Annotated in this window: 23 protein-coding genes; 10 read left to right on the top strand and 13 right to left on the bottom strand. The window is 57.3% G+C overall.

All coding sequences use genetic code 11. The annotated features are described in order from the left end of the window. Positions 1–66: 66 nt before the first annotated feature. A complete protein-coding gene (gene ctlX, locus ACUTQW_RS21120; RefSeq protein WP_006328646.1) occupies positions 67–993 on the top strand; it encodes a citrulline utilization hydrolase CtlX in 927 nt (308 codons plus the stop codon). A gap of 12 nt (positions 994–1,005) precedes the next feature. On the opposite strand, the gene ACUTQW_RS21115 is transcribed toward ctlX, so the two are convergent. From ACUTQW_RS21115 to ACUTQW_RS21075, 9 genes are all read right to left on the bottom strand, one after another. Next, positions 1,006–1,617, bottom strand: coding sequence for a helix-turn-helix transcriptional regulator (locus tag ACUTQW_RS21115; protein WP_006328645.1), 612 nt, complete (start codon positions 1,615–1,617; stop codon positions 1,006–1,008). A 2-nt stretch (positions 1,618–1,619) separates the two neighbouring features. Further along, a complete protein-coding gene (locus ACUTQW_RS21110; RefSeq protein ID WP_006328644.1) occupies positions 1,620–3,254 on the bottom strand; it encodes a PglL family O-oligosaccharyltransferase in 1,635 nt (544 codons plus the stop codon). Between the two features lie 24 nt (positions 3,255–3,278). After that, positions 3,279–3,806 (bottom strand): fimbrial protein, encoded by a 528-nt coding sequence (locus ACUTQW_RS21105; RefSeq protein WP_235196007.1) that lies wholly within the window; start codon positions 3,804–3,806, stop codon positions 3,279–3,281. 10 nt (positions 3,807–3,816) lie between these two features. After that, the gene (locus ACUTQW_RS21100) at positions 3,817–4,761 is read right to left on the bottom strand and encodes a fimbrial protein (RefSeq protein WP_004951500.1); all 945 of its coding nucleotides are present in this window, start codon (positions 4,759–4,761) and stop codon (positions 3,817–3,819) included. Beyond that, the gene (locus ACUTQW_RS21095) at positions 4,739–5,353 is read right to left on the bottom strand and encodes a fimbrial protein (protein ID WP_037433792.1); all 615 of its coding nucleotides are present in this window, start codon (positions 5,351–5,353) and stop codon (positions 4,739–4,741) included. Before ACUTQW_RS21095 ends, ACUTQW_RS21100 begins: the two co-directional genes overlap by 23 nt. Positions 5,354–5,364: 11 nt before the next feature. Then, positions 5,365–6,111: a fimbrial biogenesis chaperone gene (locus ACUTQW_RS21090; protein ID WP_080669421.1), complete on the bottom strand. Its 747-nt coding sequence runs from the start codon at positions 6,109–6,111 to the stop codon at positions 5,365–5,367. A 22-nt stretch (positions 6,112–6,133) separates the two neighbouring features. Beyond that, positions 6,134–8,635: a fimbria/pilus outer membrane usher protein gene (locus tag ACUTQW_RS21085; protein ID WP_020439944.1), complete on the bottom strand. Its 2,502-nt coding sequence runs from the start codon at positions 8,633–8,635 to the stop codon at positions 6,134–6,136. 98 nt (positions 8,636–8,733) lie between these two features. Next, positions 8,734–9,285 (bottom strand): fimbrial protein, encoded by a 552-nt coding sequence (locus ACUTQW_RS21080; RefSeq protein WP_004951489.1) that lies wholly within the window; start codon positions 9,283–9,285, stop codon positions 8,734–8,736. Positions 9,286–9,371: 86 nt separating this feature from the next. Beyond that, a complete protein-coding gene (locus tag ACUTQW_RS21075) occupies positions 9,372–9,902 on the bottom strand; it encodes a fimbrial protein (protein WP_004951488.1) in 531 nt (176 codons plus the stop codon). 764 nt (positions 9,903–10,666) lie between these two features. Between ACUTQW_RS21075 and ACUTQW_RS21070 the strand changes: the two genes are divergently transcribed. The 5 genes from ACUTQW_RS21070 (at position 10,667) to fetB (ending at position 14,205) form a co-directional block, all read left to right on the top strand. Further along, entirely contained in the window at positions 10,667–11,080 is a 414-nt protein-coding gene (locus ACUTQW_RS21070; protein ID WP_064799219.1) for a hypothetical protein, read from the top strand. 2 nt (positions 11,081–11,082) lie between these two features. Beyond that, positions 11,083–12,258 carry an FKBP-type peptidyl-prolyl cis-trans isomerase N-terminal domain-containing protein gene (locus ACUTQW_RS21065; protein WP_006328630.1) on the top strand — a complete coding sequence of 392 codons (1,176 nt, stop codon included), beginning with the start codon at positions 11,083–11,085 and terminating at the stop codon, positions 12,256–12,258. Positions 12,259–12,279: 21 nt separating this feature from the next. Beyond that, a complete protein-coding gene (locus ACUTQW_RS21060) occupies positions 12,280–12,561 on the top strand; it encodes a FaeA/PapI family transcriptional regulator (protein WP_020439943.1) in 282 nt (93 codons plus the stop codon). A gap of 206 nt (positions 12,562–12,767) precedes the next feature. After that, positions 12,768–13,445: an iron efflux ABC transporter ATP-binding subunit FetA gene (gene fetA, locus ACUTQW_RS21055; RefSeq protein WP_006328627.1), complete on the top strand. Its 678-nt coding sequence runs from the start codon at positions 12,768–12,770 to the stop codon at positions 13,443–13,445. Next, positions 13,432–14,205, top strand: a complete 774-nt coding sequence (fetB, locus tag ACUTQW_RS21050) for an iron efflux ABC transporter permease subunit FetB (RefSeq protein ID WP_006328625.1) — start codon at positions 13,432–13,434, stop codon at positions 14,203–14,205. Before fetA ends, fetB begins: the two co-directional genes overlap by 14 nt. Before the next feature lie 41 nt (positions 14,206–14,246). Here fetB and ACUTQW_RS21045 read toward each other — a convergent pair whose 3' ends face one another. Both ACUTQW_RS21045 and ACUTQW_RS21040 read right to left on the bottom strand, forming a co-directional pair. Further along, the gene (locus tag ACUTQW_RS21045; protein ID WP_006328618.1) at positions 14,247–15,083 is read right to left on the bottom strand and encodes a TIM barrel protein; all 837 of its coding nucleotides are present in this window, start codon (positions 15,081–15,083) and stop codon (positions 14,247–14,249) included. Between the two features lie 31 nt (positions 15,084–15,114). Beyond that, entirely contained in the window at positions 15,115–16,557 is a 1,443-nt protein-coding gene (locus tag ACUTQW_RS21040; RefSeq protein WP_006328617.1) for a sugar porter family MFS transporter, read from the bottom strand. A 559-nt stretch (positions 16,558–17,116) separates the two neighbouring features. Between ACUTQW_RS21040 and ACUTQW_RS21035 the strand changes: the two genes are divergently transcribed. Together ACUTQW_RS21035 and iolB are read left to right on the top strand one after the other, a co-directional pair. Next, positions 17,117–18,622 (top strand): CoA-acylating methylmalonate-semialdehyde dehydrogenase, encoded by a 1,506-nt coding sequence (locus tag ACUTQW_RS21035; RefSeq protein WP_006328614.1) that lies wholly within the window; start codon positions 17,117–17,119, stop codon positions 18,620–18,622. Between the two features lie 86 nt (positions 18,623–18,708). Then, on the top strand, positions 18,709–19,530 hold the full coding sequence (iolB, locus tag ACUTQW_RS21030) for a 5-deoxy-glucuronate isomerase (RefSeq protein ID WP_006328613.1): 822 nt from the start codon (positions 18,709–18,711) through the stop codon (positions 19,528–19,530). 42 nt (positions 19,531–19,572) lie between these two features. Here the strand turns inward: iolB and ACUTQW_RS21025 are convergent, their stop codons facing one another. After that, positions 19,573–20,409 carry a MurR/RpiR family transcriptional regulator gene (locus tag ACUTQW_RS21025; RefSeq protein WP_004951463.1) on the bottom strand — a complete coding sequence of 279 codons (837 nt, stop codon included), beginning with the start codon at positions 20,407–20,409 and terminating at the stop codon, positions 19,573–19,575. A 197-nt stretch (positions 20,410–20,606) separates the two neighbouring features. Continuing rightward, positions 20,607–22,535: a bifunctional 5-dehydro-2-deoxygluconokinase/5-dehydro-2-deoxyphosphogluconate aldolase gene (locus ACUTQW_RS21020; protein WP_004951462.1), complete on the bottom strand. Its 1,929-nt coding sequence runs from the start codon at positions 22,533–22,535 to the stop codon at positions 20,607–20,609. Positions 22,536–22,621: 86 nt separating this feature from the next. Here ACUTQW_RS21020 and ACUTQW_RS21015 point away from each other — a divergent pair, with 86 nt between their 5' ends. Both ACUTQW_RS21015 and iolD read left to right on the top strand, forming a co-directional pair. Then, entirely contained in the window at positions 22,622–22,969 is a 348-nt protein-coding gene (locus tag ACUTQW_RS21015) for a hypothetical protein (RefSeq protein WP_020439941.1), read from the top strand. A 48-nt stretch (positions 22,970–23,017) separates the two neighbouring features. Beyond that, positions 23,018–24,958, top strand: a complete 1,941-nt coding sequence (gene iolD / locus ACUTQW_RS21010; protein WP_004951460.1) for a 3D-(3,5/4)-trihydroxycyclohexane-1,2-dione acylhydrolase (decyclizing) — start codon at positions 23,018–23,020, stop codon at positions 24,956–24,958. Positions 24,959–24,966 lie beyond the last annotated feature (8 nt).

The raw sequence follows: 24,966 nt of genomic DNA, 5'->3' as shown, positions 1-24,966 counted from the left end.
GCCTGGTGTCAAATTGATTTTCCATAATAGGGTCGCGTTATTCCCCCGATCCCTGTGAGAAATATCATGCAAACCACCCAATCCGTTTTTATGATCCGGCCTTCCGGCTTTGCCGCGAATAAACAGACCCAGCACAGCAATTTTTTTCAGAAGGTCACGCAGCACCATGAACACCACGCAGCCAGGGCATTAATCGCCTTTAACGGTTACGTTGACGCCCTGCAACTGGCCGGTGTCGACGTGAGGGTAATGGATGATATCGACGGGCAGGAAACGCCGGACGCATTATTCCCGAATAACTGGATTGCGCTGCTGGGCGACGGCAGCCTGTTCACTTTCCCGATGGAAGCGGAAAACCGACGACGGGAACGCCGCCAGGATATTATCGCGCAGCTCGCCAATGATTTCGTGATTGAACGGCGTATCGATCTTTCCGCCCACGAACTGGCCGGGCGTTTTCTGGAAGGCACAGGTTCGCTGATCCTGGATCACCCGAACAAATTGGCTTATTCCTGCCTGTCGTCACGCAGCTCTCCAGACGTGGGGCGCGAATTTGAGCGCCATTCCGGCTATAAAATTATCTGGTTCGACGCCGTAGATCGCCATAATCAGCCGATTTATCACACCAACGTGATGATGAGCGTCGGCGCGCGCTACGCCATTCTCTGCCTGGAAAGCCTGCGCAACCCGGAGCAAAAGCGCGCGCTGATCGCCACCTTGCAAGGTAGCGGCAAAACCCTGATTGACGTCAGCTACGCTCAGATGGAGGCGTTCGCCTGCAACGTACTGGAACTGCGCGCCAAAGACGGCAGCCCGGTTTACGCCATGTCGACCCGCGCCTGGGCCAGTTTTACGCCGCCGCAGCAGGCGCTGATTGGCGGCTACGCCCGGCTGGCGCTGGGGCCGATCGACATTATCGAAGATCTCGGCGGCGGGGGCGCGCGCTGCATGCTGGCGGAGATCTTTTTGCCAATGAAAGGCGCGCTGGCCTGAGCCCGCGCCTTTTCAGTTCAGCCCCATCTGATTGAGCAGCATTTTGTTCAGCTCGGTGCTTTTGCGCACGTCCAGTTTACGCATCGCCGAGCGCTTATGGGCGCTGATGGTCTTCTGGCTGCGGTGCAGCATTCCGGCGATGGTGCAGGCGGACATGCCGGTGCTCATCAGCTTCAGCACCTTTTTTTCGCAACTGCTCAGGGCGGCGATGCGGCACTGCCGGCATTTCCAGAGGGTGCTGGCGTGCAGCGCCACCCAGGGTTGTTGGCAAAAACGTTCCAGCGCCATATGCAGTTTGTTGCGGACGGTGGGGAGGGCGTCGCGCCGGTTAATGCTGAACAACGCCGGGTGGGCGTGCAGATAACGGATGTCGCGATCGTCGAGGATCAGCACGATCATTTGCCGGTGGCGCGGCGTCTGGTAAGGGCTTTGGTAGCAACTGGCGCAGCCGCATGGGTCTTCCAGAGTGCGGAACACGATCTCGATCGGCTCCAGATTGCGCAGCTCGTGCAGATGTCCGCGGCGGCTCTGATTCAGGTCATGCAGATACTCTTCCAGCAGCCGCCGTAACCCCTGTTGATAAAAGTTATCGCTGCACAGCAGGGTGAACCGAATATTAAGCATAGTTACTCCTTAAAACGCGCATCGTGCGGGAACAGTCGGCGCGCCTGACGGTGCAGATCCTCCGCCCGCTGCGGCTGTTGCAGCAACCGGCTGGTCACCATCAGGTTGACGTAGATATTGGCGTCCGGCCGCACGCGGATTTCATTTTCCGCCCAACGCTGGTAGCTCAGCAGCGCGGCCGGATCGCGGGTGTGCGGGTATTGCAGCAGCCGTTGCAACTGGACGTCGTAGTCGTAACGCACCTGCCAGGGCGTCGGCGTCATCACCCGGTTCATGGCGGCAAATTGTTGCAGACCGGTTTTTTCCACGGCGGTCACGATCAGGGCGCTGTGCAGGCCGTTAAGCAGGTACGGCAGTGCCAGCGCGGCCAAACCGGCGGCGAGCAGCCGCAGGGTGAGTTGCGGGCGCGGTGACAGGCGCAGGCGGCAACGCACATCGCCGGCGCGCAGAATCGCCAGCAGCAGTACGCCGTGTGCCGCGGAGAGATAAAGCGGGTACTCCACCATCATGTGCAGCAGGATCGGCAGCGCTGCCAGCCAGGGGGCAGGCCGCAGCGGCAGGGCGCGGGTGCGTCGCAACAGGCGCAATAACCCCCATAAAATCAAGGCGATGCCGCTCAGGCTCAGCAGGCCGCCTTCGATGCCCCACAGCAGAATTTCGTTGTGCGGATGGCTGATGCTGACGCTTTCCATACCGCTGCTGTGGGTGGTGTAGAAGTGATGCAGGAAGTCGTGCTGAAAGTGGCCGTAACCCCAGCCGAGCCACGGGCGTTCGGCGATCATGCGCAGCGCTTCCTGCCAGTAGGCCAGGCGGTAGAAAATCGGCTCCGCCACGGTGAGCGCCCGCGTTGCGCCGTTGAGCATGACCAGCAGCAGCCCGGCGGCTATCCCGGCGAACAGCAGCAACAGGGCGGCGGCAGCGCGGCGGCGATTAAGGCGATACAACATAAACAGTTGCAGCGGCGACAGCAGAGCGGCCGCCAGCAGGCCAACGCGTGAGGCGATCACGATCAACAACAGCGGTGCCAGCACCAGCATACCGCTTGTCAGCCATTGCACGCCCCGGTGCAGCGGGTGCCGGTTGCTCAGCAGATACAGCGCCAGCGCCAGCCCGGTAGCCATAAAGCTGGCCATCAGGTTCCACTGCTGGAAGATGCCGTAAGGGCGGTTTTTCAGGGTGTTGTAGCCCATGGCGTTACCCGGCGCCAACAGGCCGTACTGCACCAGGCCCAGCAGCGCCTCGAGCACCGTCGCCGCCAGCAGTAAAATCAGCAGTCTGCGCCGTCGCAGCCGGTCGAGCGGTATCTGCAACAGCGCGAAATAGGCGGCGACGCCCAGCGTCAACCCCAACAGGCGCGGCAGAGCTTCTCCTAGCCAGGGGTTTTTCGTCCACAGCAGCGGCAATAATAAAATCAGAGCGCCCGGCACCAGCCGGTTAAAAAAGCCGGATACGGCCAACGGCGGACGGCTCAATAGCATCGCGCCGAGAATAAACAGGGCGATAAATATGCCGCCGACCAGATTCCACGGCAAATAAAAACCGCTGCCGCCGCGATTGGGCCAGTAAACATGCATGGCGATCAGGCAATAGCATGCCGCCAGCCCGAATAACCCGGCCGTTTTGTTGTTGGATATCATCACTGCTTCCTGAAGCGCCCGGCCTTATTGGTAAGCCAGCACAAAATTGGCTACCGAGCTGAATTCACCCTCGGTAATGGTTTTATTCTGTATCGCGCTGGGGTGGCCCTGCACATAGGCGGTGAAATTCAACACAGTGGCGCCGTCCTGCAATGCCACTGCGCTGGTGGCCTGATTCAACGCAATATCGGCGCCCTTGCTGTCAAACAGCGCGATGGCGGCGCCGTTGGTGCCGTTATTGATCGCCAGTTTGCCCGGCAGCTCGCTGTCCTCGGTGCCGCTGAAGGTGACATTGACGGATTTGAACACCGCCGTTTTGCAGTCGGTCAGTTTGATGTTGAACGGCACCGGGTTGCTGTGGCCATAGCGGTACAGGGTTTTGACGATCACGGTATCCATCTCCACCACCTGATCGGCCGATTGCGGCTCAATATTGCACGGCCGGTTCACCACGGTGCCGAAAAAATCAATTTCCTTATCGGCCGCGGTCGCGATGGCGGGAAATAAATAACCGGCGCCGCATAGCGTCGTTAAAATAATGAGTTTTTTCATTTTCCTGCCATTAAATATAGTTAATCAGCAATATGATGGTTTTACGGAAATCCCCCTCTTGCCCCTCACCGGTTGCCTGTAATGATGCGGTATAGGATTTCTGTACCTGATCGCGGCCATTCATATCGGCAAAGCTGGAAAACTGGTTGTACTTAATCCATTTAGGATTGGAATTGTCGAAAATGCGCAAGGCCGAACCGTTGTCCATATTTAAACCGGTGGCGTCGACCAATGAGCCATTTTTCACCATAAAGTTAGCGTTCAGCGCGAAATTATCGCTACAGCCGTTTTTACGGATCAGTACGGTAAAATCTTTGCTCGCCACGGTACCGGCGTTGGCTTTCCAACTGGGAATATTGCCAAAATCAACGCCTTCCGGCGTGGTCAACTCTACCGATGCCGAGCACTGGATCACCTGTATTTTGTCCATTCCGGTCAGGGTGAAGCGGTAGTTTTTGCCCGGCTTATTGTTGATGCCCTTCACGCCATCGAGCTGGAAGACCGAAATCTGGCTGGCGCCACCCGGCGTGATCTCGCCGGTTTTCTGCAAATAAACCTGATAGTTCACGTAGCCCAGTTGCTGCTGGTTTGGCTTGCGGAACATGTCGGTTTGCGCCCTGGTATTCAGGATGCCGAGATCGGTACCGTTATAAATGACGCCCATCGAAATACCGGCGGCGATCGGTTTGTTGTCCGGATTGGGGTAGAAATAAACCCATTCCCCTTGCGGTACGCTCGGGTACCCCCAGCACACCACGCCACGGCTCATCGGCTGCGAAGTCCACAACCGGCTGCCGATCGGCAGAGTTGCAGGGATCTTCAATTGACCAATGTCTTCGTTTTCTTCGGTAATGCCATTGGCGGTGTTCAGGTGGCACTCCAGCGCCTGGGCGCTGAGCGGGCCGAGCAGGCAGGCCAGCAACAGGCCGTGCTTATAAATAGACCAGTTGAACATGCACCACTCCTTGAAATTGGCTTGCCTGCGTGTATTTTTGTGTCGATTCGATCTGCGCGTTGAACCACAGGGTATTGCTGCCGGGCTGCAGGATGTAGGGGCGACTTTGCTGATTAAGCGACAGCGCGCGGCCCTGTTGATCGGTCAGCCGCAGGCCGATGCCTTGCACGCCGCCGTTGAGTTTCAGCAAGTCAGGATTACTCGCATCGCTGTCGCCGAGAAACACCAGCGTAGCGGCCTGCTCACCCTGTAAATAGAGCCGCCCGGCATCGCCGTTACGTTGGCCGGCGGGGTTATCCGCCAGCGCTTTGGCCCCCAGCAGGCAGTTGCGGAAGGAGAGGCGAAAGCGCACCGGCGTGCTGCGATCGCCTGCGTTTTGAAAATCACGCGCGCTGACCTCACCCAGATCGATGGCCTGATCCCGGCTGTCCGGCACCAGGCTGCAAGGGGCACTGAGCAGGCCACCGAAAAAACTGACGGTGCCGGTAGTGCCTTCAATCACGTCAAAAGGCGTTGCCGCCGCCGCGCTGCCGCCCAACAGCAACACGCCGAGCAGCAGAGGCCGCAGGTGGCGACCGGTAGATTCAGCCATGCGGTATCTCCTTATTTTTTCGCGTCCGGCGCGGCGGTGCAGAGGGTGCCGTTGCACTGGAACCGCAGCTCGGGGTGGCCGCCGTAGTCATTGATGTAGGTGACGACAAAGCTGCTCAGGCTGTTGTCGCGCAGCTTCACGCTTTCGCTGGATTTCGGTTTCAGCATCACGGGTTCGAAGTCGTTTATCGCGCCGCCGCCCTGTTTCTGCGGCTGGCGGGTGATACCGGTCAGGGTGATATAAAACGGCGTGGGGTTTTCGATGGTGAACCCACCGGCGCTTTTACGGAACACCAGCTTCTCCTGCCACACTTCGCCTTTGGGCGCGACGATGGCCTTCGGCCGGTAAAAAAGCTTGATCTGGGTCTGCAAAGCTAGCTGCATCACGTTGGTTTTGCTGCTTTTCGGTGGGATTTCACGCAAGTTGAAATAGAACACCGATTCGCGATCCTGTGGCAGGCGGTCGGCCTCCGGGGTCTTGGTGATGCGCACTACGCTACGTTCGCCGGCTTCTACCCGCTGCAACGGCGGCAGCACCACCAGCGGCGAGGTGATTTTCTGATGCTGTTCGTTTTCCAGCCAGGATTGCGCCAGGAAAGGCAGCTCCTTGTTTTCGTTAACGATATTCAGGCTGATGGATTTCGCGTCACCGACGTAGATGGCGCGGGTACGATCCAGCGATATCGCCGCATGGGCGGCGGGAATGGCGGTCAGCAGCGCCAGGCCGATGGTTGCTGTCAGATTTTTGTTCATATTCATCAACTCGTTAAAATGTTACGGATTACAGTTTGGCGCAGGGGAGCAGCAACTGGTCCAGCGGCTTGGCAGCGCCCGGTATCACGATGCGGCACTGGCGCTGACCCTCCCAGGCGACGTCCAATTTTTCCTGCGGTTGCACACCGGTCAGATAAACCGACCCACCGTCGTTCACCACCGCCACTTCGCGGCCCCGTTCGCTCAGCACCGTAGCGCCGAACGGCGGTTCGCTGCCGTCGGCCAGTTTGATGGTGGCCAGCAGCTTGCTGCCTTTCACTACCTCAAAGTGGCGATAGCCGATGGCGCCTTCGGTCAACGTGCCTTGCACCACCGAACGGGTGGCTTCCACGTCATCAGCCAGCTTGTTGACGTCGATGCGGGTATCGGTGTTGTAGTAGCTGGTGATGTCGGAAATCACCGCCAGCCCGAACCGGTTGCTGTAGGCGCGGCCGTTGTTGATCGGCACCCCGGCGATGCCGTCGGTATCCAGCATCATCCGGCTGCCGCCATTGCTGGCGTTCTGGTGCGCCGCTATACCGTACCGGGTAGCGGTGATACCGCTGCGGAAAGTACCGCCGACGGAGGAGTAGCTGTCTTGTTGGTACGAAGCGTTGGCGTTGAGTGAGCCGAACGAGGCGTTATGGGTGTAGTAGCCGCTGGTCAAGGTTTTGCCGGACTGGTTAAAGCCGCCGCTTAGCTGCCAGGTGTTGTTCGGATCGGTGTAATCGTTGTAGGACGCGGTTTGCGTCACGTCGCTGTTATTGGTCTGCAACGCGTAACCCATGCGGCGACGATCGCCAATCGGCACGGTGAAATTCAGCATCACGCTGTCATCGGTGCGCCCTTGATAGGTCGAACGGTAGGCCGACAGCGAGGCGGTGATGTTGCTGATGTTACCGACGTTGAACAATTTGCTGGCGGACAGCCCGTAGCGATCCTGCGCGCGCTTGTCCCAATAGGTTTGGTGCGAATAGGTCAGGTAGGCGGTGATCGCTTTGGCGCTGTCTTCCGCCATAAAGGTTTTGCTGGCGGTGATGGTGTACAGCTCTTTTTCGCGACTGCTGTAGCGATCGTCATAGTCGCTATAACGCGCCTGCAGATACTGCGACATGCTCATGAATTTGCGCTGCGAAAAACGGTAGCCTGCGAAGGTGATCTGGCTATTCAACTCGTCGAAACGCTTGGCGTAGTTGACCTTGAACGACATGCCGCTGGCAGTCGGCTGGTCTGGCAGACGGGCGATTGACTGCGTCATGTCCACCGACATGGCACCGAAGATATTCAGGTCACGGCCCAGACCGAGCGCCCAGGCGTTGTAATCGTCGCCAAGCAAGGCGCCGCCGTACAGTGACCAGGCACTGCTCAGCCCCCAGGAGAAATCACTGGCGGAGAACAGCGGCCCTTGCGTGCGGTGATCGTAAGCCGAGGGTTTGCCCAGGGCGACGTTGTAGCGTACATAGCCGGGGCGGGTCAGATAAGGGATGGTGGCGGTATCGACCTGGAAGGTGGAGACGCTGCCGTCCTGTTCTTCAACCTTCACGTCCAGTCGGCCACGTACCGAACTGCTGAGATCCTGGATCACAAACGGCCCGGCAGGCACGGTGGTTTCGTACAGCGTGCGGCCTTCCTGGGAAACGGTGATTTTGGCGTTGCTCTTGGCGATGCCGCGCACTTCCGGAGCATAGCCCTGCAGGTTCGGCGGCAGCATGCGTTCGTCGCTGGCCAGATTGATGCCGGTAAAGCGATAGGAATCGAACACGTTCGAGTCGAGATAAATTTCGCCGAGCGTCAGTCTGGCTGCTTGCATTGGCAGCGCGCGATAGGCGTAGATCTGGTTCCAGTCAAAGCCGCTGTCGCGTTGGCCGGCCTGCTGGTTGTAATTGGCCTGATAATCGGCGCGCAGGCGCCAGGCGCCCAGGTTGGCACCCAGGGTGCCGTAGCTGCTGAGATTTTCCGACGTGTTGTTATTGTGACTCTGCTTGCCGACCTGGCCGCTGAGGCTGTAATCCAGCAGCAGGCCGGGAATGCCGTCGTCCCATTGTTCAGGCGGGGTCCAGTCCGGATCGGAATATTTCATCCATGCCTGCGGGATGGTGATCGTCAGTACTCCGCCGCCGATGCGATCGGAAAGGGTCGCCCCTTTGATCCCGCTGATATCGGCGCACTGGTTATCGTGCCACAGGATGATTTTTTTGGCGGCTTCTTCTTTCAGCGCCATTTTTTCCACCAGATCCGGCGGCAGACAGGCGCGGGATCGGTCCTTTTTATCCGCTGACGGATAATATTGGATGCGGCGCTGCGGCAGGGTTTTCTGGTTGATCTTGATATCCAGCAGATAGGTGCCGGGCATGACGTAATCGGCGTCGGAAAAACGCGATAAATCCACTTTGCTGCGATCGCCGATATCCAATACGTCAGTATTGAATTCCGTGGCGGAAAAAGCCGAATGCGCCCAGAGGAAAGATAGAATGACGGTAAGGGGTCTTTTTTTCCGTGTCAGTAATGACGTCATAGAATAATCACTCATGGCAAATCCGCGCCCAATAGCAGGTCATCCTGTACGACCTGAATACGTAATACGTGATGTCATTCGGTACCTGATGCCGGTACCCGCCTAACGCGGCGTTACAGATAAGACAGAGTGAATTTCGCCAACGAGCTGAATCCGCCGGCTCGGGCCTTATCAGGGTGAATGCGTAATCGGGCACCGAAGCGCAGCGTATTGTCGCCGGCGACGATCTGGTAATCCGCCGTGGTGGTGCCCAGCGGGATAGGGGTACCGGCTGCGGTCAGCAGTTCAATGGCCACGCCTTGCGCTTCGCCGTAAACGCCCAATAGCTCGGGATCCCGGCTGTCTGCGGTGCCGTCGAAGGTGACGGTAGCCGCGCGATAAATAAAGTCGGGCTTCACGACGCTTGCCAGTTCACAGTTCACCAGTTTGATCTCAAAGTTGCGGTGGCTGCCGATCAACGCCGGCTGTGCGCCCAATGCCGCGTCGGTCATGGAGATCAGCCCGAAATCAATGGTTTGGTCGAGGCTTTCGCCGGCAATCCCACAGGGGGTCTCGACGATCTCGCCGCCCAGGCTGACCGTGCCGTGACCCTGATTTTTCGCCGTCGCCTCTGCGCTGCAAACGCTGAGCGCGATAAGCAGTGCGCCCCAAATTCGGGTTGTCATGCTGGCGTCTCCCTGTTGCCGTCTCTGTCTCGTTACCTAATCCGTACAGGTAAAAGCGGGGACGCCGAATGGCGCCCCCACGGGGATTACAGGTAAGCCAGGGTGAAGTTCGCCACGCTGGTGAATTCGCCTGGGACCACGGCGGCAGACGCGCTGCTGCCTTGCAGGTAAGCGGAGAATTTCAGGGAGTTGTTGCCGTCGTTCAGGCCCTGACCGTCGGTCGCGGTGCCCAGCTCAACGTCTTTGGAGTGCAGATTGTCATAAATCACGATGCCGGCACCGCTGGCGGAACCGCTCAGGGCCAACAGCTTGGCGTTGTCAGGGTCTGGCGTGCCGGTGAAGGTCACTTTGACGTTTTTCATGGTGGTCAGCGCGCAGTCTTTCAGCTCAATGCTGAACGGCTGAGATTCGGACTTGCCTTGCTTAGCCAGCAAACGGCTGCTGATCTGGCCCATTGGCACTGTCTGATCGGTAGATTCCGGCGCTACGCTGCATGGCGCATCGATGATTTCACCGGTAAAAGTCACTTTACCGCTGCCCTGGTTAGATGCGGCGTGAGCAACAGATGCGGAAGCGAAAGCAATCATGGTTGCCAGCATTAATTTATTCAGTTTCATTTCTCAAGTTCCTGTAGAGAGTATTTAAATAAAAAGAAAAGCACATCTAAATCCCCCACGACGCCGGCAACATCATGTCGCCGGCCTCGAAGTTGGAGCCAGATCCTTTTGCTCTGGGCAATACGCCACCCTCCGTTATTTTCTCAGCAATAACGAAAGTTTTTGGAAGGCGTAAAAACGCATTCCATTAAAATGAAAATATGAATATCACCCTGGCGTCTTGGTGAGAATATTCTTGCAAATAATAGGCGTTGTTGGGAATAGCTTTTATTAATTTAGGTCAAATACAGAATATAAAACCAAAAGGAAAAAGAAATATATATAATTGAAAATCAATAGATCGTATACAACTATTATCCAGAATAAATGACTATATAATTGGCGATGTGCGAGATTTTAGATCGCCAGATATGCCGTTGACACTACAATTCACAATATTGTTTTGATAATATCGCCATCAGACAGCAGATGATGAATTGCGGCCGTTAATCGGCGGTGAAAAGTTAACTCATTGTTTTAAAAGACAGGTAAAACGATATTGCCGGCTTGGAAGGCGGCTTTCAGACATAACGGCGGCGGTAATTTCTTTCGCGGCATTAACAAAAAAATAACAATATCGACGCGTGCCGGATTATTATCGGCACAGGCTGATATTGCGCGTTTTTTGTTATTTAACTCGTTCGGATTAATCCAAAACGGTGAGTTCTTGCTGGGCGCCACGACATAATAATGACCTAAGTGATAATTAAGGGATGATAAACGGAATGATTACCATAATTAATGATTCAACTCACCGATCCGCCGTCGCTTTGGCGGCGATGATAATGACAGCTTTAATGTTGTCGGGCTGTGCGGGGAAGAATGGCGCGGGCGTTAACGCCGTGAAAAAAGTCTCACAGAATAATCCTAATGAAAAGACTGATGAGCAGCGCATCGTACTTTGTCAGCAGCGGGTGAATTCACTTAAGAATATTAATCCACAAAGTTACCAGAAACGGATTGCTTATTTTAACGGACTGCTTGCCAACGCCTCCGGATATGCCGGTATTCGCAGTCATGTCGATGAAAGTACCCGTAAGGCTATAGACGCGCTTTATAAATATAAAACTGAAAAGTTCTGTGCCGACGTCGAGCATGAGCTGATGTCCGATCTGTCCAGCCGGGTGGAGAGCCTGTAGCCATGAAAAAGTGCGCGGAAGGAGCCGCAGCCTTTCTGTCGTTGCTGGTGGCAGGCAGCGTGTTGGCGGCGGGCAAAACGCCGGCCGATGACGGCATTCCCGCGTTGCTGAAATTTGCCGAGCAGCAGCAGGTGGCGGCCCCGGCCCCTTCAGTGGCAGAAAAGGCGCCGTCGGTTTCCTCGCCGGTTACCGTCAAACCCAAGCTCAGCACGGTGCCGCGAGGGGATACCGCCCGGCTGACGGCGCTGAATCAGACCCTGCGTCAACAGGCCGAGGTGATTCAGCAGCAGGCCGAGACTGTCCGTCGGCTGGAGCGGCAGTTGGCGATTCAAGCCGCCGAGCCGGCGGTCAGTGTGCCTGAGGTTGTCGATATCCGGCCGCTGGCGGCAGCGCTGAAGGGGATCCGACGGGCCATCGCGCCGCCGCCGGATCTGCTCGCCATGGCGGTATCGTTGGCGCGGCAACAACGGATAGCCGGAGAACAAAAACAACGGCTACAGCAGCTCGGCCGACAGTTGGCGCAGTTGCAACAGCCGCCGGCGCTGGTCAGCGATGCGGATAAACAGGCTTACGCCGCCGGAGTTTCGCTGGGGCGCGACATCCTGCAACTGCAGGAGCAAAACCGGCAACTGGGTATTGAAGCCGATCGGCCGCGTTTGCTGGCGGGCATCGCCGATACGCTGAACGGTCGGCCGCGATTGGACAACGCTGCCATCGACGGCGCGCTGCAAGCCGCAGACCGCGCTTTGCAGCAGGCTCATCGGCAACGGCAGCAGACCTTGCAGCAGGACGGTAAAGCCTATCTTGCCGAGTTCGCCACAAGGCCGGGGGTTCATAAGGACGCGCTCGGGTTCTATTACCGCGTGGATTACGCCGGCAGTGGGCGGATAGGTGCGGGCGACAACGTCAGCGTCGTGGTGCGTGAAAGCTTGCCCGACGGCACGGTGATTAAGGATATGGAGCCGGCCGGTACGACTATCACGCTACCGCTGGCGCAATACCCGCCGCTGTTTCGCGCAGCTATCGGCAAACTCGACAAGCACGGGTCCATTACTCTGGTAGTGCCACCGGAGCTGGCATATGGCGAGAAGGGCAGCCCACCCGCCATTCCGCCAGGGGCCACCATGATTTACGCCCTGCGCGTGGCCGACGTGCTGCCGCCGGATAAGGACAGGTAAAAGTAACCCCAGGAGGACGTGATGGCGAAGGCGCCGATAACCTATGAAATCAGGAAGTCGCATATGCTAAACGTGTTACGAAAACTGTGTATGGAACGCGCGGCGGGAACAGAGAGGCACCACCCGCCACCGCCGGAACAGTGGCCTAAAACAAGGGAGCTGGCAGACCAATGCGGCGAGAATATTTACACCACACGCACGCTGTTATTGGCGTTGGAAAAAGAGGGAAAAGTTCGTTGTACCCACCGCAGCATCAATAATTCGTTACGCTGGTATATTTGTACGTCGTCCCAAAAAGCGTAATGCCTTTTCAGTCTGAAATGTTGGACTTTCTTTCACAGCGCATCATGATAAGGCTGAGGGATGACAACTCCCTCAGCCCTGTTGTTCGTCGCCGGGCGCACTGCCCTGATTGGGGATGAGCGAGCAGGCCGCCTGCTGCAACTTGAAATCCATAGAGTATACTTGCCGGCTGATTGAAACGCGTTTTATGGCGATGCGGATATATTATGAAGGAAAGCGAAGAAATACTTTTATTGGATGATATTCATTATCAAATAGACGATCAGGTTATTTTGGATTCCGTCTCTTTCGGTCTAAAACAGGGCGAATTCAAACTGATTACCGGGCCGTCCGGCTGCGGAAAAAGCACCTTGCTTAAAATTGTGTCTTCGCTGATCGATCCGACCCGCGGAAAAATTATCTTCGACGGTAAGCCCATCACCGCTATGTCGCCGGAAGCATACCGTCAACAGGTCTCTTATTGCTTCCAGACTCCGGCGCTGTTTGGCGATACGGTCTATGACAATATTGCGCTGCCTTACCTGATCCGTAAGCAAAAACCGGACGAGCAAAAAATGAAAGCCGATCTGGCGCGTTTCGGGCTGGCGGAAAATAAGTTGAAAAAAAGCGTTAACGAATTATCGGGCGGGGAGAAGCAGCGTATTTCCTTGATCCGCAACCTGCAGTTTATGCCCAAGGTGCTGCTGTTGGACGAAATCACCAGTGCGCTGGATGAAGAAAATAAACGTAACGTCAACGAGATTATTCATCAGCTGGTATCGCAACATGGTGTAGCGGCGTTGTGGGTCACGCACGATAAAGATGAAATCAAACATGCGGACGATGTGATTACCCTGAGCGCCCACGGCGCACGGGCACAGGAGAAAGCCGATGAACCAGCATAATATCACCAATGAATCTTTAGGGTTGTCGATGATACTGGTGGTTATCGCTATTTTGATCAGCCATAAAGAAAAGCTGGCGCTGGAAAAAGACATTATCTGGAGTATTTGCCGCGCGGTAGTGCAGCTGATTATTGTCGGCTACGTGCTGAAATACATTTTTGACGTGAACAACGCCATTCTGACGGTGTTGATGGTGCTGTTTATTTGTTTTAACGCCGCTTATAACGCGCAAAAGCGCAGTAAATATATTGAGCATGCGTTTATTACCTCATTTATCGCCATTACCACGGGCGCGGTACTGACGCTGGTGGTGTTGGTGCTGACCGGTTCGATAGAGTTTACGCCGATGCAGGTGATCCCGATTTCCGGCATGATCGCCGGCAATGCCATGGTGGCGGTTGGGCTGTGTTACAACAATCTGGGGCAGCGTTTCAAAGGCGATCAGCAGAAGATTCAGGAGATGCTCAGTTTGGGCGCGTCGCCGAAGTTTGCCTCGACGGCGTTGATCCGCGACAGCATTCGCGCGTCGTTGATTCCGACGGTCGATTCCGCCAAAACCGTTGGGCTGGTCAGCCTGCCGGGCATGATGTCCGGTTTGATCTTCGCGGGCATTGATCCGGTCAAGGCGATCAAGTACCAGATCATGGTCACCTTTATGCTGCTTTCCACCGCCAGCCTGTCGACCATTATTGCCTGCTATCTGGCCTACCGTAAGTTCTATAACGCCCGCCATCAGCTGGTGGTCAGCAAGCTGAAGTAGCGTTAAGAAAACGGCCTCCGAAGAGGCCGTTATGCTTTCTGCTACCCTTGCAGCAGGGCGATGCTCTGGCGGATTTCACGTTCTATATCCGCCTCTGACCAGCTATCCAGTTGCGAAGAGAACGGCTCGAAGGCGTAAATGCCGGTATAACCGAGGCGCTCCAGATTCTGCACCTGCTTTTTGCTCTCCAGCCGATCTTTGTCGCTCAGCATGATGCGTTCTTCGTCGCTGAGCGCGCTTTTGCTTAGCGGGTCTTCCACCCCGGAAAGGTGCACCAGGCCAATGCCGCCTATGTCAATCTGCGCATCAAACTCGGGCTGCGCCACCTCGCTTAAATAATGGTGGAAGGTATCCAGCACGATTTTGTAGGGCGCGCCGGAATCCCCGATCAGCGACTGCGTCAGCAGCGACGAGCGCAGTGAACTGATGCCGAAGCCCAGCGGTTCGACATAGCCCTGCACGCCATATTGTTTAAACAGCGGGGCCAGCAGCTTCAGGGCCGCCAACGTATCCGTCTTTTTCTGCTCTTCGCTGCGGCGATCGTCCGTGCTGCAATGCGGGCACAGTACCAGCGCCTTGCTATGGATGGCCTGGGCTTGCGACAGCAGCGCCTCGGCGTTTTTCAGCAGCGCGCGCTCGTCGTCCAGCAGGTTAAACCTGCCAAGGGCGTTGATAGTGATGATCTCGATGCCGTATTTTGCCGCCAGCGCATTGAGTTGCTCATTGCTCAGGCTGTCGGTCACCTTGCCGCTCGGCATATCGTTGCGCAGCTCAACTTTGCTGAGCCCGCACTTTTTCACCAGACGGAAAAAGGACTCCAAATCGAGATTCGGCGCGATCTTGCGGTTGATGCAAAAACGCTCTGGCGCAATGGTCATGATGCATTACTCCTGAAGGGGTTGAGAAAGCTTAGGGCTTGCCGTCTTGCAACGGCACCGGCTGTGTGTCGGATAAGGGCAGGCGATAGCGTTTCGCCATCACCACGTCTTCCATTTTCTCGAGGGAGACGCCCCGGGTTTCCGGGATATAACGGCTGACAAACCAGTAACTGAACAGGCAGCACGCCGCGAAAATCCACATCGGGAAGGCGCCGTGGAACTGGGAGAACAGATACGGATTGTCGTTGATCATCGGGAAGGTTTGCGAAACCACAAAATTGGCCAGCCACATGCAGCCGACGGCGATGCTCATGCCCTGCGACCGCATGCGGTTAGGGAAAATCTCCGACACCAGCACCCAGGCACCGACGCCCCAGGACAACGCGTAAAACACCATGAAGAACAGCATGCCGAACAGCGCGAAATAGCCGGTAGCCTCCGTATACAGCGCATAAGAGGTGATCAGCAGCCCGGCGATGACCCCCAGCGTGCCCCAGCGCATCAACGGGATACGGCCCATGCGATCCATCAGCATGGCGCCAATCACCGAGCCGACCAACTGCATCACGCCAATCCAGATGGTCTGGAACAGCGCTTCCTGCGCATTCTCGGTGACGGTTTTCAACACCACCGGCGCGTAATACATCATGACGTTAACGCCGGTGACCTGTTGCAGCATGGCGATCATGCAGCCGACAAACAGAATGAAACGCACGCGCTTGTCGGCGTAGCTGAGTTTTTGCTTGCTGGATTGTTGATCCTGCCGTATCGAGTCCTTGATCTCCCGCAGTACGTTTTTGGCATGCTCGGCATTAGAGACGCGGGTCAGCATCGCCAGCGCCTGATCGTCACGGCCGACCATCACGCTCCAGCGCGGGGATTCCGGAATGATGAACACCAGAATGCAAAACAGGATGCAGGGAAGCACGCCGGAGGCGAACATCCAGCGCCAGCCCATCTCCACCAGCCAGGCTTCGCTGGCGATGCTGGCAATCTTGAAATTAACGTAAAAGATCACGATCTGGCCGAACACGATGGCGAATTGCTGCATGCTGAGTGCGCGGCCGCGCATGTCTTTCGGTGACACTTCAGACATGTACATCGGTGAGACGGTGGCGGCGATGCCCACTGCCAGCCCGCCGATAATGCGGTAAATGACGAACCAGGTGAAGGTCGGTGCCAACGAGGAACCTATGGCCGAGACGGTGAACAACAACGCCGCCAGCATCAGGGCCTTCTTGCGGCCATAACGCCCTGCCAGCGGCCCGGCGGCAAAGGCGCCAACCACGCAGCCGATCACCACGTTGGATACCGCCCAGCCGGTTTCGGCCGGGCTGAGGTCGAAATAGGTTTTCAGGGATTCGATCGCGCCGGAGATCACGGCGGTATCGTAGCCGAACAGCAGGCCGCCCAGAGCGGCGACCCCGCAAATTTTCATGATGTAGCCGGTATTGCGCTTACGCTGATATGACATTTATTGCTCCGATTTTTATCCTGGCTTCTGCCCGCATGTTGCGTGGTAGGTAAAAGGGGGGCAGAAGAGTGAACCGTGCCTGTCATCAAGGCGGTGATATTTGTGCAGTTCTTCCCTAAACAAGAACATTTATTTCATAATTAGTGAATAATGAAATATTGATTTTTAGATCCAGTTCAAAAAAAACCGCAAACGGACAGCCGGCGTTGCCGAAAGATTTACGTGCGCCCGGCGCCGTTGCGTTGACCGGCTGCCGCTATTTTTCTGTATAAAAGTCAGTGGTCATTGCCGCCCACCGCCGGGCAAGCCGGTGGCGCGTTTTTTTACCGCCATGCAATGACCCTGTATGACGATAGGGTAAAATTGCGACCTTCCGCACTAAAAACAAAATTTCTAAAATAATTTATTTGAAACTTTTTTTTCAATGAAATAGAGTTCGCTTTATCCGGTCAGGATTTAGCCTGCTTGCGGGCATGAGCTGGCAGTGTGATTCAAACGCCACGGCGTGCGGCAGCCCCGCATGCGGCCAGGCGACAGCGGACTTAAAAGAGGGTGAGACATGAAAACCGTGGGTAACTTTATTGGCGGGCAGGTGTGCCTGAGCAGCAGCAATCAAACCGTCGACGTGCATAACCCGGCTACCGGGCAGGTTGAACGTCGCGTCACGCAGAGCACCGCCGCCGAGGTGAAACAGGCCATCGATGTCGCCCATCAGGCGTTTACCGATTGGTCGCGCACCACGCCGCTGCGCCGTGCGCGCATCATGTTCAATTTTAAGGCGCTGCTGGAACAGCATCGCGAAGAACTGGCGCAGCTTATCGTCAGTGAACACGGCAAAGTCTATTCCGATGCGCTGGGCGAACTGACCCGCGGCCTGGAAGTGGTCGAGTTTGCCTGCGGCATTCCGCATTTGATCAAAGGCGAATATTCGCCGGACGTCGGCAGCGGTGTCGACAGCTTCTCGCTGATGCAGCCGCTGGGCGTGGTGGCGGGCATCACCCCGTTCAACTTCCCGGCGATGGTGCCGATGTGGATGTTCCCTATCGCGCTCGCCTGCGGCAATACCTTCGTCCTCAAGCCGCCGGCGCTGGTGCCTTCGGCCTCGGTGCGGCTGGCGGAGCTGCTGAAAGAAGCCGGCCTGCCGGACGGCGTATTCAACGTGGTTCATTGTTCTAATGAAAACGCCGCCCAGCTGTGCACCGATCCGCACATTCAGGCGGTGAGTTTTGTCGGCTCGTCGGCGGTGGCGGAACATATCTACACGACCGCCAGCGCCCACGGCAAGCGGGTGCAAGCCTTTGGCGCAGCGAAAAATCAGGCCATCATCATGCCGGACGCCGATCTGGACGCGACCGTAAATGCCCTGATGGGCGGCGCGTTCGGTTCTGCCGGCGAGCGTTGCATGGCACTGCCGGTGGCGGTGGTGGTGGGTGACGACACGGCCGACAAGCTGATCGCCAAGCTGAAACCGCTGATTGCCCAGTTGCGCGTTGGCCCAGGGATTCAGCAGGGCGGCGAAGAAAACGAAATGGGACCGCTGGTGTCTTCGGCGCACCAGAAGAAAGTGTTGGGTTATATCGATCTGGGTGTGGAAGAGGGCGCAACGCTGGTGGCCGACGGCCGCAACTATCAGGTAGCGGGCTACCCGGAGGGCTATTACGTTGGCGGCACCCTGTTTGACCACGTGACCTCCGACATGCGCATCTATCGTGAAGAGATCTTCGGACCGGTGCTGGGCATTGTCCGCGTACCGGATTACCAAACCGCCATCAACACGGTGAACAGCCATGAGTTTGGCAATGGCAGCGCCATTTTCACCAGTAACGGCCACTATGCGCGCCAGTTCGTGCAGGAAGTGCAGGCCGGCATGGTGGGGGTTAACGTGCCGGTGCCGGTTCCGATGGCGTTTCACAGCTTCGGCGGTTGGAAGCGCTCGGTGTTCGGTGCCCTGAACGTGCACGGCACCGACGGCGTGCGTTTCTACACCCGCATGAAAACCGCCACAGCGCGCTGGCCGACCGGGCAGCAGACGGTGTCGGAATACAGCATGCCGACGCTGGGCTAATCCCCGTACCGACAGACCAGGGCCGTTACTTCATTGGAGTGACGGCCGCTGCATTTGTAACGCTATAGGTTAACAGGAGAATAATCATGTCTTCATTGCTCGCCAAATGTCAGCAGCCGAACGCCGAGGGGCGCATCCAGCACGTCACCCCAGAGAATGCCGACTGGCGCTTTGTCGGGTTCGATGTCTATCGCCTCGCAGCCGGCCAGACGCTGCAATTGGAAAGCGGCGATAAAGAGCTGTGCCTGGTGCTGGTCGCCGGCATTGCCTCCGTCGCCACCCTGCGGGCGGAATATCCGCATATCGGCAAACGCATGAGCCCGTTTGAGCGCACGCCGCCTTATGCGGTCTACGTGCCGCATCACGACAAGATTAACGTGCGGGCGGAAAGCGATTTGGAGCTGGCGGTGTGCAGCGCACCGGGCAAAGGGCATCTGCCGTCGCGCCTGATTACGCCGGCGGATGTGGGCGTCGAGCGGCGCGGCAAGGGGCGCAATCAGCGTTTGGTGCACAACATTCTGCCGGACAGCGAACCCGCCGACAGCCTGCTGGTGGTGGAGGTGTACACCGATGAAGGCAATACCAGTTCATACCCCAGCCACAAGCACGACCAGGAGGATTCGCCGGATGAAACCTATCTGGAAGAAACCTACTATCACCGCATTCAACCTGAACAGGGCTTTTGCCTGCAGCGAGTCTATACCGACGATCGCGAACTCGATGAGTGCATGCCGGTGTATAACCGTGACGTGGTCAAAGTGCCCCGCGGTTACCACCCGGTGGCGACGCTGGCCGGTTACGACAGCTACTATCTCAACGTGATGGCCGGGCCGGTGCGGCTGTGGAAATTCACCTGGGAAAAAGACCACGCCTGGATTAACAGCGACGGCTATCCGGCGGCGAAATAAGCGTTATCAGGCCCGGCATGCCGGGCCTGATGTTATTCAGCGTTATTCGTCTTTGGCATTATTCAGCGCCAAGGATACCGCCAGGGTTTGCGCCAGACACATTGAGGCGACCTGCGAGCGGAAACCGTCCACCTGCGCTTCGCGCACCACAAAGCACACGTCGCTGAAGGCGGCCAGCGGGCTGACCTGGCTGTCGGTGATGGCGATCTGTTGCGCGCCGCGTTTGGCACCCAGTTCCACCAGCTCCAGCGCTTCTTGCGCATACGGCGAGTAGCTGATGGCAATCACCACGTCTTTGGGTTTCACCATGCTCAATTGCTCGGTGAACATGCCGCCCAACCCGTCGATCAGGAACGCCCGGCGTTCAAGGTGGCGCAACGCATAGGTAAGGTAGGAGGCGACGCTGAAAGAACGGCGCAGGCCAATCACGTAGATGTTCTCGGCGTTGTTCAGCAGTTCAACGGCACGGTCCAACTGCTCTGAGCTGGTTTGCATCGCCAACTGTTGCAGCGCCTGAGCGTTGACCATGGTGAACACGTTGAGAATTTCCGCCGGTTTCTCCGGTGCGACGTTGCCGTCTGTCGAGGTCTGGCGAAACAGGCGGGCGCGTTCGGTGTAGTTGACCGTTTCTTCCATCAGGTGCTGGCGAAAAACCTGTTTCATTTCGTTGAAACCGCTAAAGCCAAACGCGTTGGCGAAGCGGATCAGCGTGGAAGGCGGGACGCTGGCCTGGGCGGCAATGGAGGCAACGGTATCGAAAGCAATGCTGTTACTGTTATCCAAAATGTAACGCGCCACCTGTTTCAAGCGCTTGCTTAGCGTTTCATAACGGTGGCGAATCTCGTCCTGTAACAGCGAAAGTTGAGTTGGGTTGTTCATCCATTCGGCTCGCAGTGGGGGCTAAGGCGTATCGGCCTGACGCCTGAGTTGTTGACAGGCCATTCTAACAGATGGAGCGGAAATTTCATTTCATCTAAAAGCGATTTATTCGATTGCAAGTTGCGTTACTTCACAGAAAATCGGCAAAAAAATCCCCTTAAAGCGGCGAAAATCGCTGTAAGGGGAGCCTTTGTCGATTAATTTGCGTCGTGGCCGGGGCGATATTGGCGCCAGAAACCGATCAGCGTCAGGTATTTTTGTTTCACCTGTTCGATTAAGCCGGCGTCATCCAGTTCGCCCTGCAACCAGCGGCGTGAGGGCTGGCCGAAAATGGTGCGGCCAACGGCAAAGCCTTTCACCCAAGGCGCATCGGCAGCGGCGGCGAAGCCGGCCTTCAGCGTTTCCTCCGGGGAATCCAGCCCCAGGATCAATACGCCACGGCAGAAGGGATCGTTAGCCTCGATCAACGCGCCGACCTGCCGCCAGTTCTCGGCACTCAGCGGCGGCAGTTTCCACCAGTCCGGCTTCACGCCCAACCGGTAGAAATGTTGCAGCATGTCCAGATAGTAGCGCTCGTCTTTGTCGGCGTTGCTTTCCGGCAAAATCACCTCGAGCAGCAGCTCGTGGCCCGATTTACAGCAGCCGCGATAGACGTCGCCGATCAGTTCATCCTGTTCGCGGCGCAGTTCGGCGGCGTCATGCGGATGGTAAAACACTAGGCATTTCACTACGTGTTCCTGCGGCCAGTCGATCAGTTGCGAGCCGATATTGCCGTGTTCCAGCCGCAGCGGGCGCGAGCTGGGCAGCTCGACCGGCCGGCCAATCCACCAGCCCTGGCCGGTGATTTCGTTCAGCGCCGCCTGGCCGTAAGTGGTGTCGGCCAGAATGCCGCTGTTGCCCTGCAGCCCGGCATCTTCTGCGGCCCGTTGCGCCGCCGCCAGCAGCAGGGTTTTCAATTGGGGGATACGTTCTTCACTGACGTTGGCTTCGCGCGCCATATCCGCCAGTTGCTTGCGGTGATCGAAGGCGAACACGCACAGTTCCGGCCACTGTTTTTTGCGGGTCGTTACCCGATGCAGATGGTTGAGCCGCGGGTCGCGGTCCGGGCGTTTCACTTCCCGTTCGCGTTGCAAATAGTCATCCAGCTCCAGTTTGGTGGGCATCGCCGGTGCGCAACCGTGGCGCGAAACCACCAGCGCACCGCAGGCGTTGGCATAGCGGCAGGCCTGATCCCAGCCTTCATCGTTCAGGTAACCGCGCAGCAGGCCGGACATAAAGGCATCGCCGGCGCCCAGCACGTTCAGTACCTCGACCCTTACGCCGGAATGCAGTTTGACCTGCTGCCAGTCGGCGGCGATCTCGCCTTCGAAGACCGAGCAGCCCTGCGCGCCGCGTTTGCAGACCAGCGTGGCCTGGGTGGCTTTGCGTACATTGCTCAGCGCGGTCAGCGTGTCGGTGCTGCCGCCGGCAATGTGAAACTCTTCTTCGGTACCGACGATTAAATCAAAGTGGTGCAGCACTTCTTGCAGTTCGCGGGTCACCTTCTCGGATTCGACAAAGCGGGTTTCACCGTCGCCCAACGAGGTCAGGCCCCACAATACCGGGCGGTAGTCGATATCCAGCGCGGTGCGCAGGCCGTGGCGGCGGGCGTACTCCAGCGCCTTCAGCACCGCAGCGCGGGTGTTCGGGTGCGACAAATGGGTGCCGGTAATGGCCAGCGCGCGTGACGACGCAATATAGGATTCGTCGATATCGTCCGGCGTCAGCGCCATGTCGGCGCAGTTTTCACGGTAGAAAATCAGCGGGAAGGTTTCCTGATCCTTGATACCGAGGATCACCAGGCCGGTCAGGCGCTCTGGGTCGACGATCAGGCTCCGGGTGTCGGCGCCGACGCGTTGCAGCTCTTCGCGCAGGAAGCGGCCCATATGCTCATCGCCGACGCGGGCCAGCATGCCGGACTTCAACCCCTGAATGGCGGTGCCGTAGGCTACGTTGCCGGAAGAGCCGCCGAGATACTTGGAGAATGTGCTGGCATCTTCCAGGCGTGCGCCGATCTGTTGTGCATAGAAATCGACGGCGATACGCCCGAGACAAATGACATCAAGTTGTTTTTCTTGTGTAGCCATACCCGTTTCCTTCTGTATTAAGCCAAACCCCGACTGCGAAGCATATTTTGGAGTATGAGGAATAAAAATTTCAATTTCAAGATTGAATGAAATTTACACCCCAAAAATGTGATGCATTTAAAAGCGTGATGAAAGCGGGGATGCAGGGGGCAAAAACCGCGCCCTGCCTGAGAGGAAAACTTGCTGCAACGGGGGTTGATGCTTGCGCGTCACAGGCCGATGGCACCGGGTGCACAGGCGGGTTTGACGCTGTTGGAATGGGGCCGCGCCGGCGGGAAAGGGCAGCTAAGTCGGTGAATTCTAAAGGCATGGATGAAATGGGGTTTTCATCATTATGCGATCTTTATCGCAAAATGAAATGTTTCTTCTGTAATGTGATTTTATGGAAAATATATTTGTTTATAATCGCTTCACGTTTCACGTTGTCGGTTTAGTGAGCGGCACCGCTGGAAAGCCATAGGCATAATGTAGAGGGTGGAGAAATGGGCAAGATCAGATTAACCATGGCACAGGCGCTCGTCAGGTTCCTCGACAACCAGTATCTGCTGGTCGACGGCGTGGAAACCAAATTCGTCAAGGGCATCTTTGCGATTTTCGGTCACGGCAACGTCCTCGGCCTGGGGCAGGCGCTGGAACAAGACAGCGGCGAATTGGTGGTGCACCAGGGGCGCAATGAGCAGGGCATGGCCCATGCGGCGACCGGTTTCGCCAAGCAGAAACTGCGTCAGCAGATTTACGCCTGCACCTCTTCCGTCGGCCCCGGTGCCGCCAATATGATCACCGCCGCCGCGACCGCCACCGCCAACCGCATTCCTTTATTGCTGCTGCCGGGTGACGTCTATGCATCGCGCCAGCCGGACCCGGTGTTGCAGCAGATCGAACAGTCCTACGATCTCAGCATCAGCACCAATGACGCTTTCCGCGCGGTCAGCAAATACTGGGATCGCATCGTGCGGCCGGAACAGCTGATGAGCGCCTGCATCAACGCGATGCGCGTGCTGACCGATCCGGCGGAAACCGGCGCGGTCACGCTCTGCCTGCCGCAGGACGTGCAGGGCGAAGCCTATGACTACCCGGACTATTTTTTCCAAAAGCGCGTACATCGGCTCGATCGCCGCCCGGCGACCGAAGGCATGCTGGCGGATGCGCTGGCGCTGTTGACCGCCAAACGCAAACCGCTGCTGGTGTGCGGCGGCGGGGTGAAATATTCGCAGGCCGGGCAGGCGCTGCGCGAGTTTGCCGAACGTTTCCACATTCCGTTTGTGGAAACTCAGGCCGGTAAAGGCACCGTGCCTTCCAGCCATCCGTTTAACCTGGGCGGTATCGGCGAAACCGGCTGTCTGGCGGCCAATACGCTGGCCAAACAGGCCGACCTGGTGATTGGCGTAGGCACCCGTTACACCGACTTCACCACGTCGTCAAAATGGCTGTTCCAGCATTCGGATGTCGATTTCCTCAATATTAACGTCAGCGGCTTTGACGCCGGCAAACTCGACGGCGTACAGGTGCTGGCCGATGCCCGTGCGGCGCTGGTCGCCTTGAGCGCCCTGCTGGCGCAATCCGATTACCGTGCCGGCTGGGGCGATGCCATTGCCGAGGCGCGCAGCGCGCAGCAGCAGGAAACCGCCCGCGTTTATGCGGTGGAATACAGCGGCGAAGGCTTTGTGCCGGAAATTGACGATCATCTCGATCGCGACCGTGTCTTCGCCGAATTTATCGAACAAACCGACTCGTTGCTGACCCAAAGCCGGGTGCTGGGCGTGTTGAATCAGCACCTGCCGCAGGACAGCGTGATCGTCGCCGCCGCCGGCAGCCTGCCGGGCGATTTGCAGCGCGTGTGGCACAACCACGGCGAGCACGGTTATCACGTGGAATACGGCTATTCGTGCATGGGCTACGAGGTGAACGCGGCGTTGGGGGTCAAGCTGGCCGAACCGCAGCGCGAGGTGTATGCGATGGTCGGCGACGGCGCCTTTATGATGCTGCATTCCGAACTGGTCACCTCGATCCAGGAAGGCTGCAAAATCAACGTGGTGCTGTTCGACAACATGACCAACGGCTGTATCAACAACCTGCAGATGGAACACGGTATGGACAGCTACACCACCGAATTCCGCTTCCGCAACCCGCAGGGCGGCAAACTCGACGGCAACTTTGTGCCGGTCAATTTTGCCATGCTGGCGGCGGCCTACGGCTGCAAAACCTACAGCGTCACCACCGAACAACAACTGATCGACGCGCTGGCCGATGCCCGCCTGCAGAAAGTCTCCACCCTGCTGGACATCAAAGTGCTGCCAAAAACCATGGTGCACAAGTATCTCAGTTGGTGGCGCGTGGGCGGCGCCCAGGTTGCCGACAGCGAAAAAATTGTCGCCGTGGCCCGCAAGCTGCAGGAAAACATCGATAAGGCCCGCGATTACTGATTACCCAG

The organism is Serratia sp. TSA_7 (genome assembly GCF_052692135.1).
Note: the sequence above shows the minus strand (reverse complement) of the source record. Positions and strands in the feature narration are given on the sequence as shown.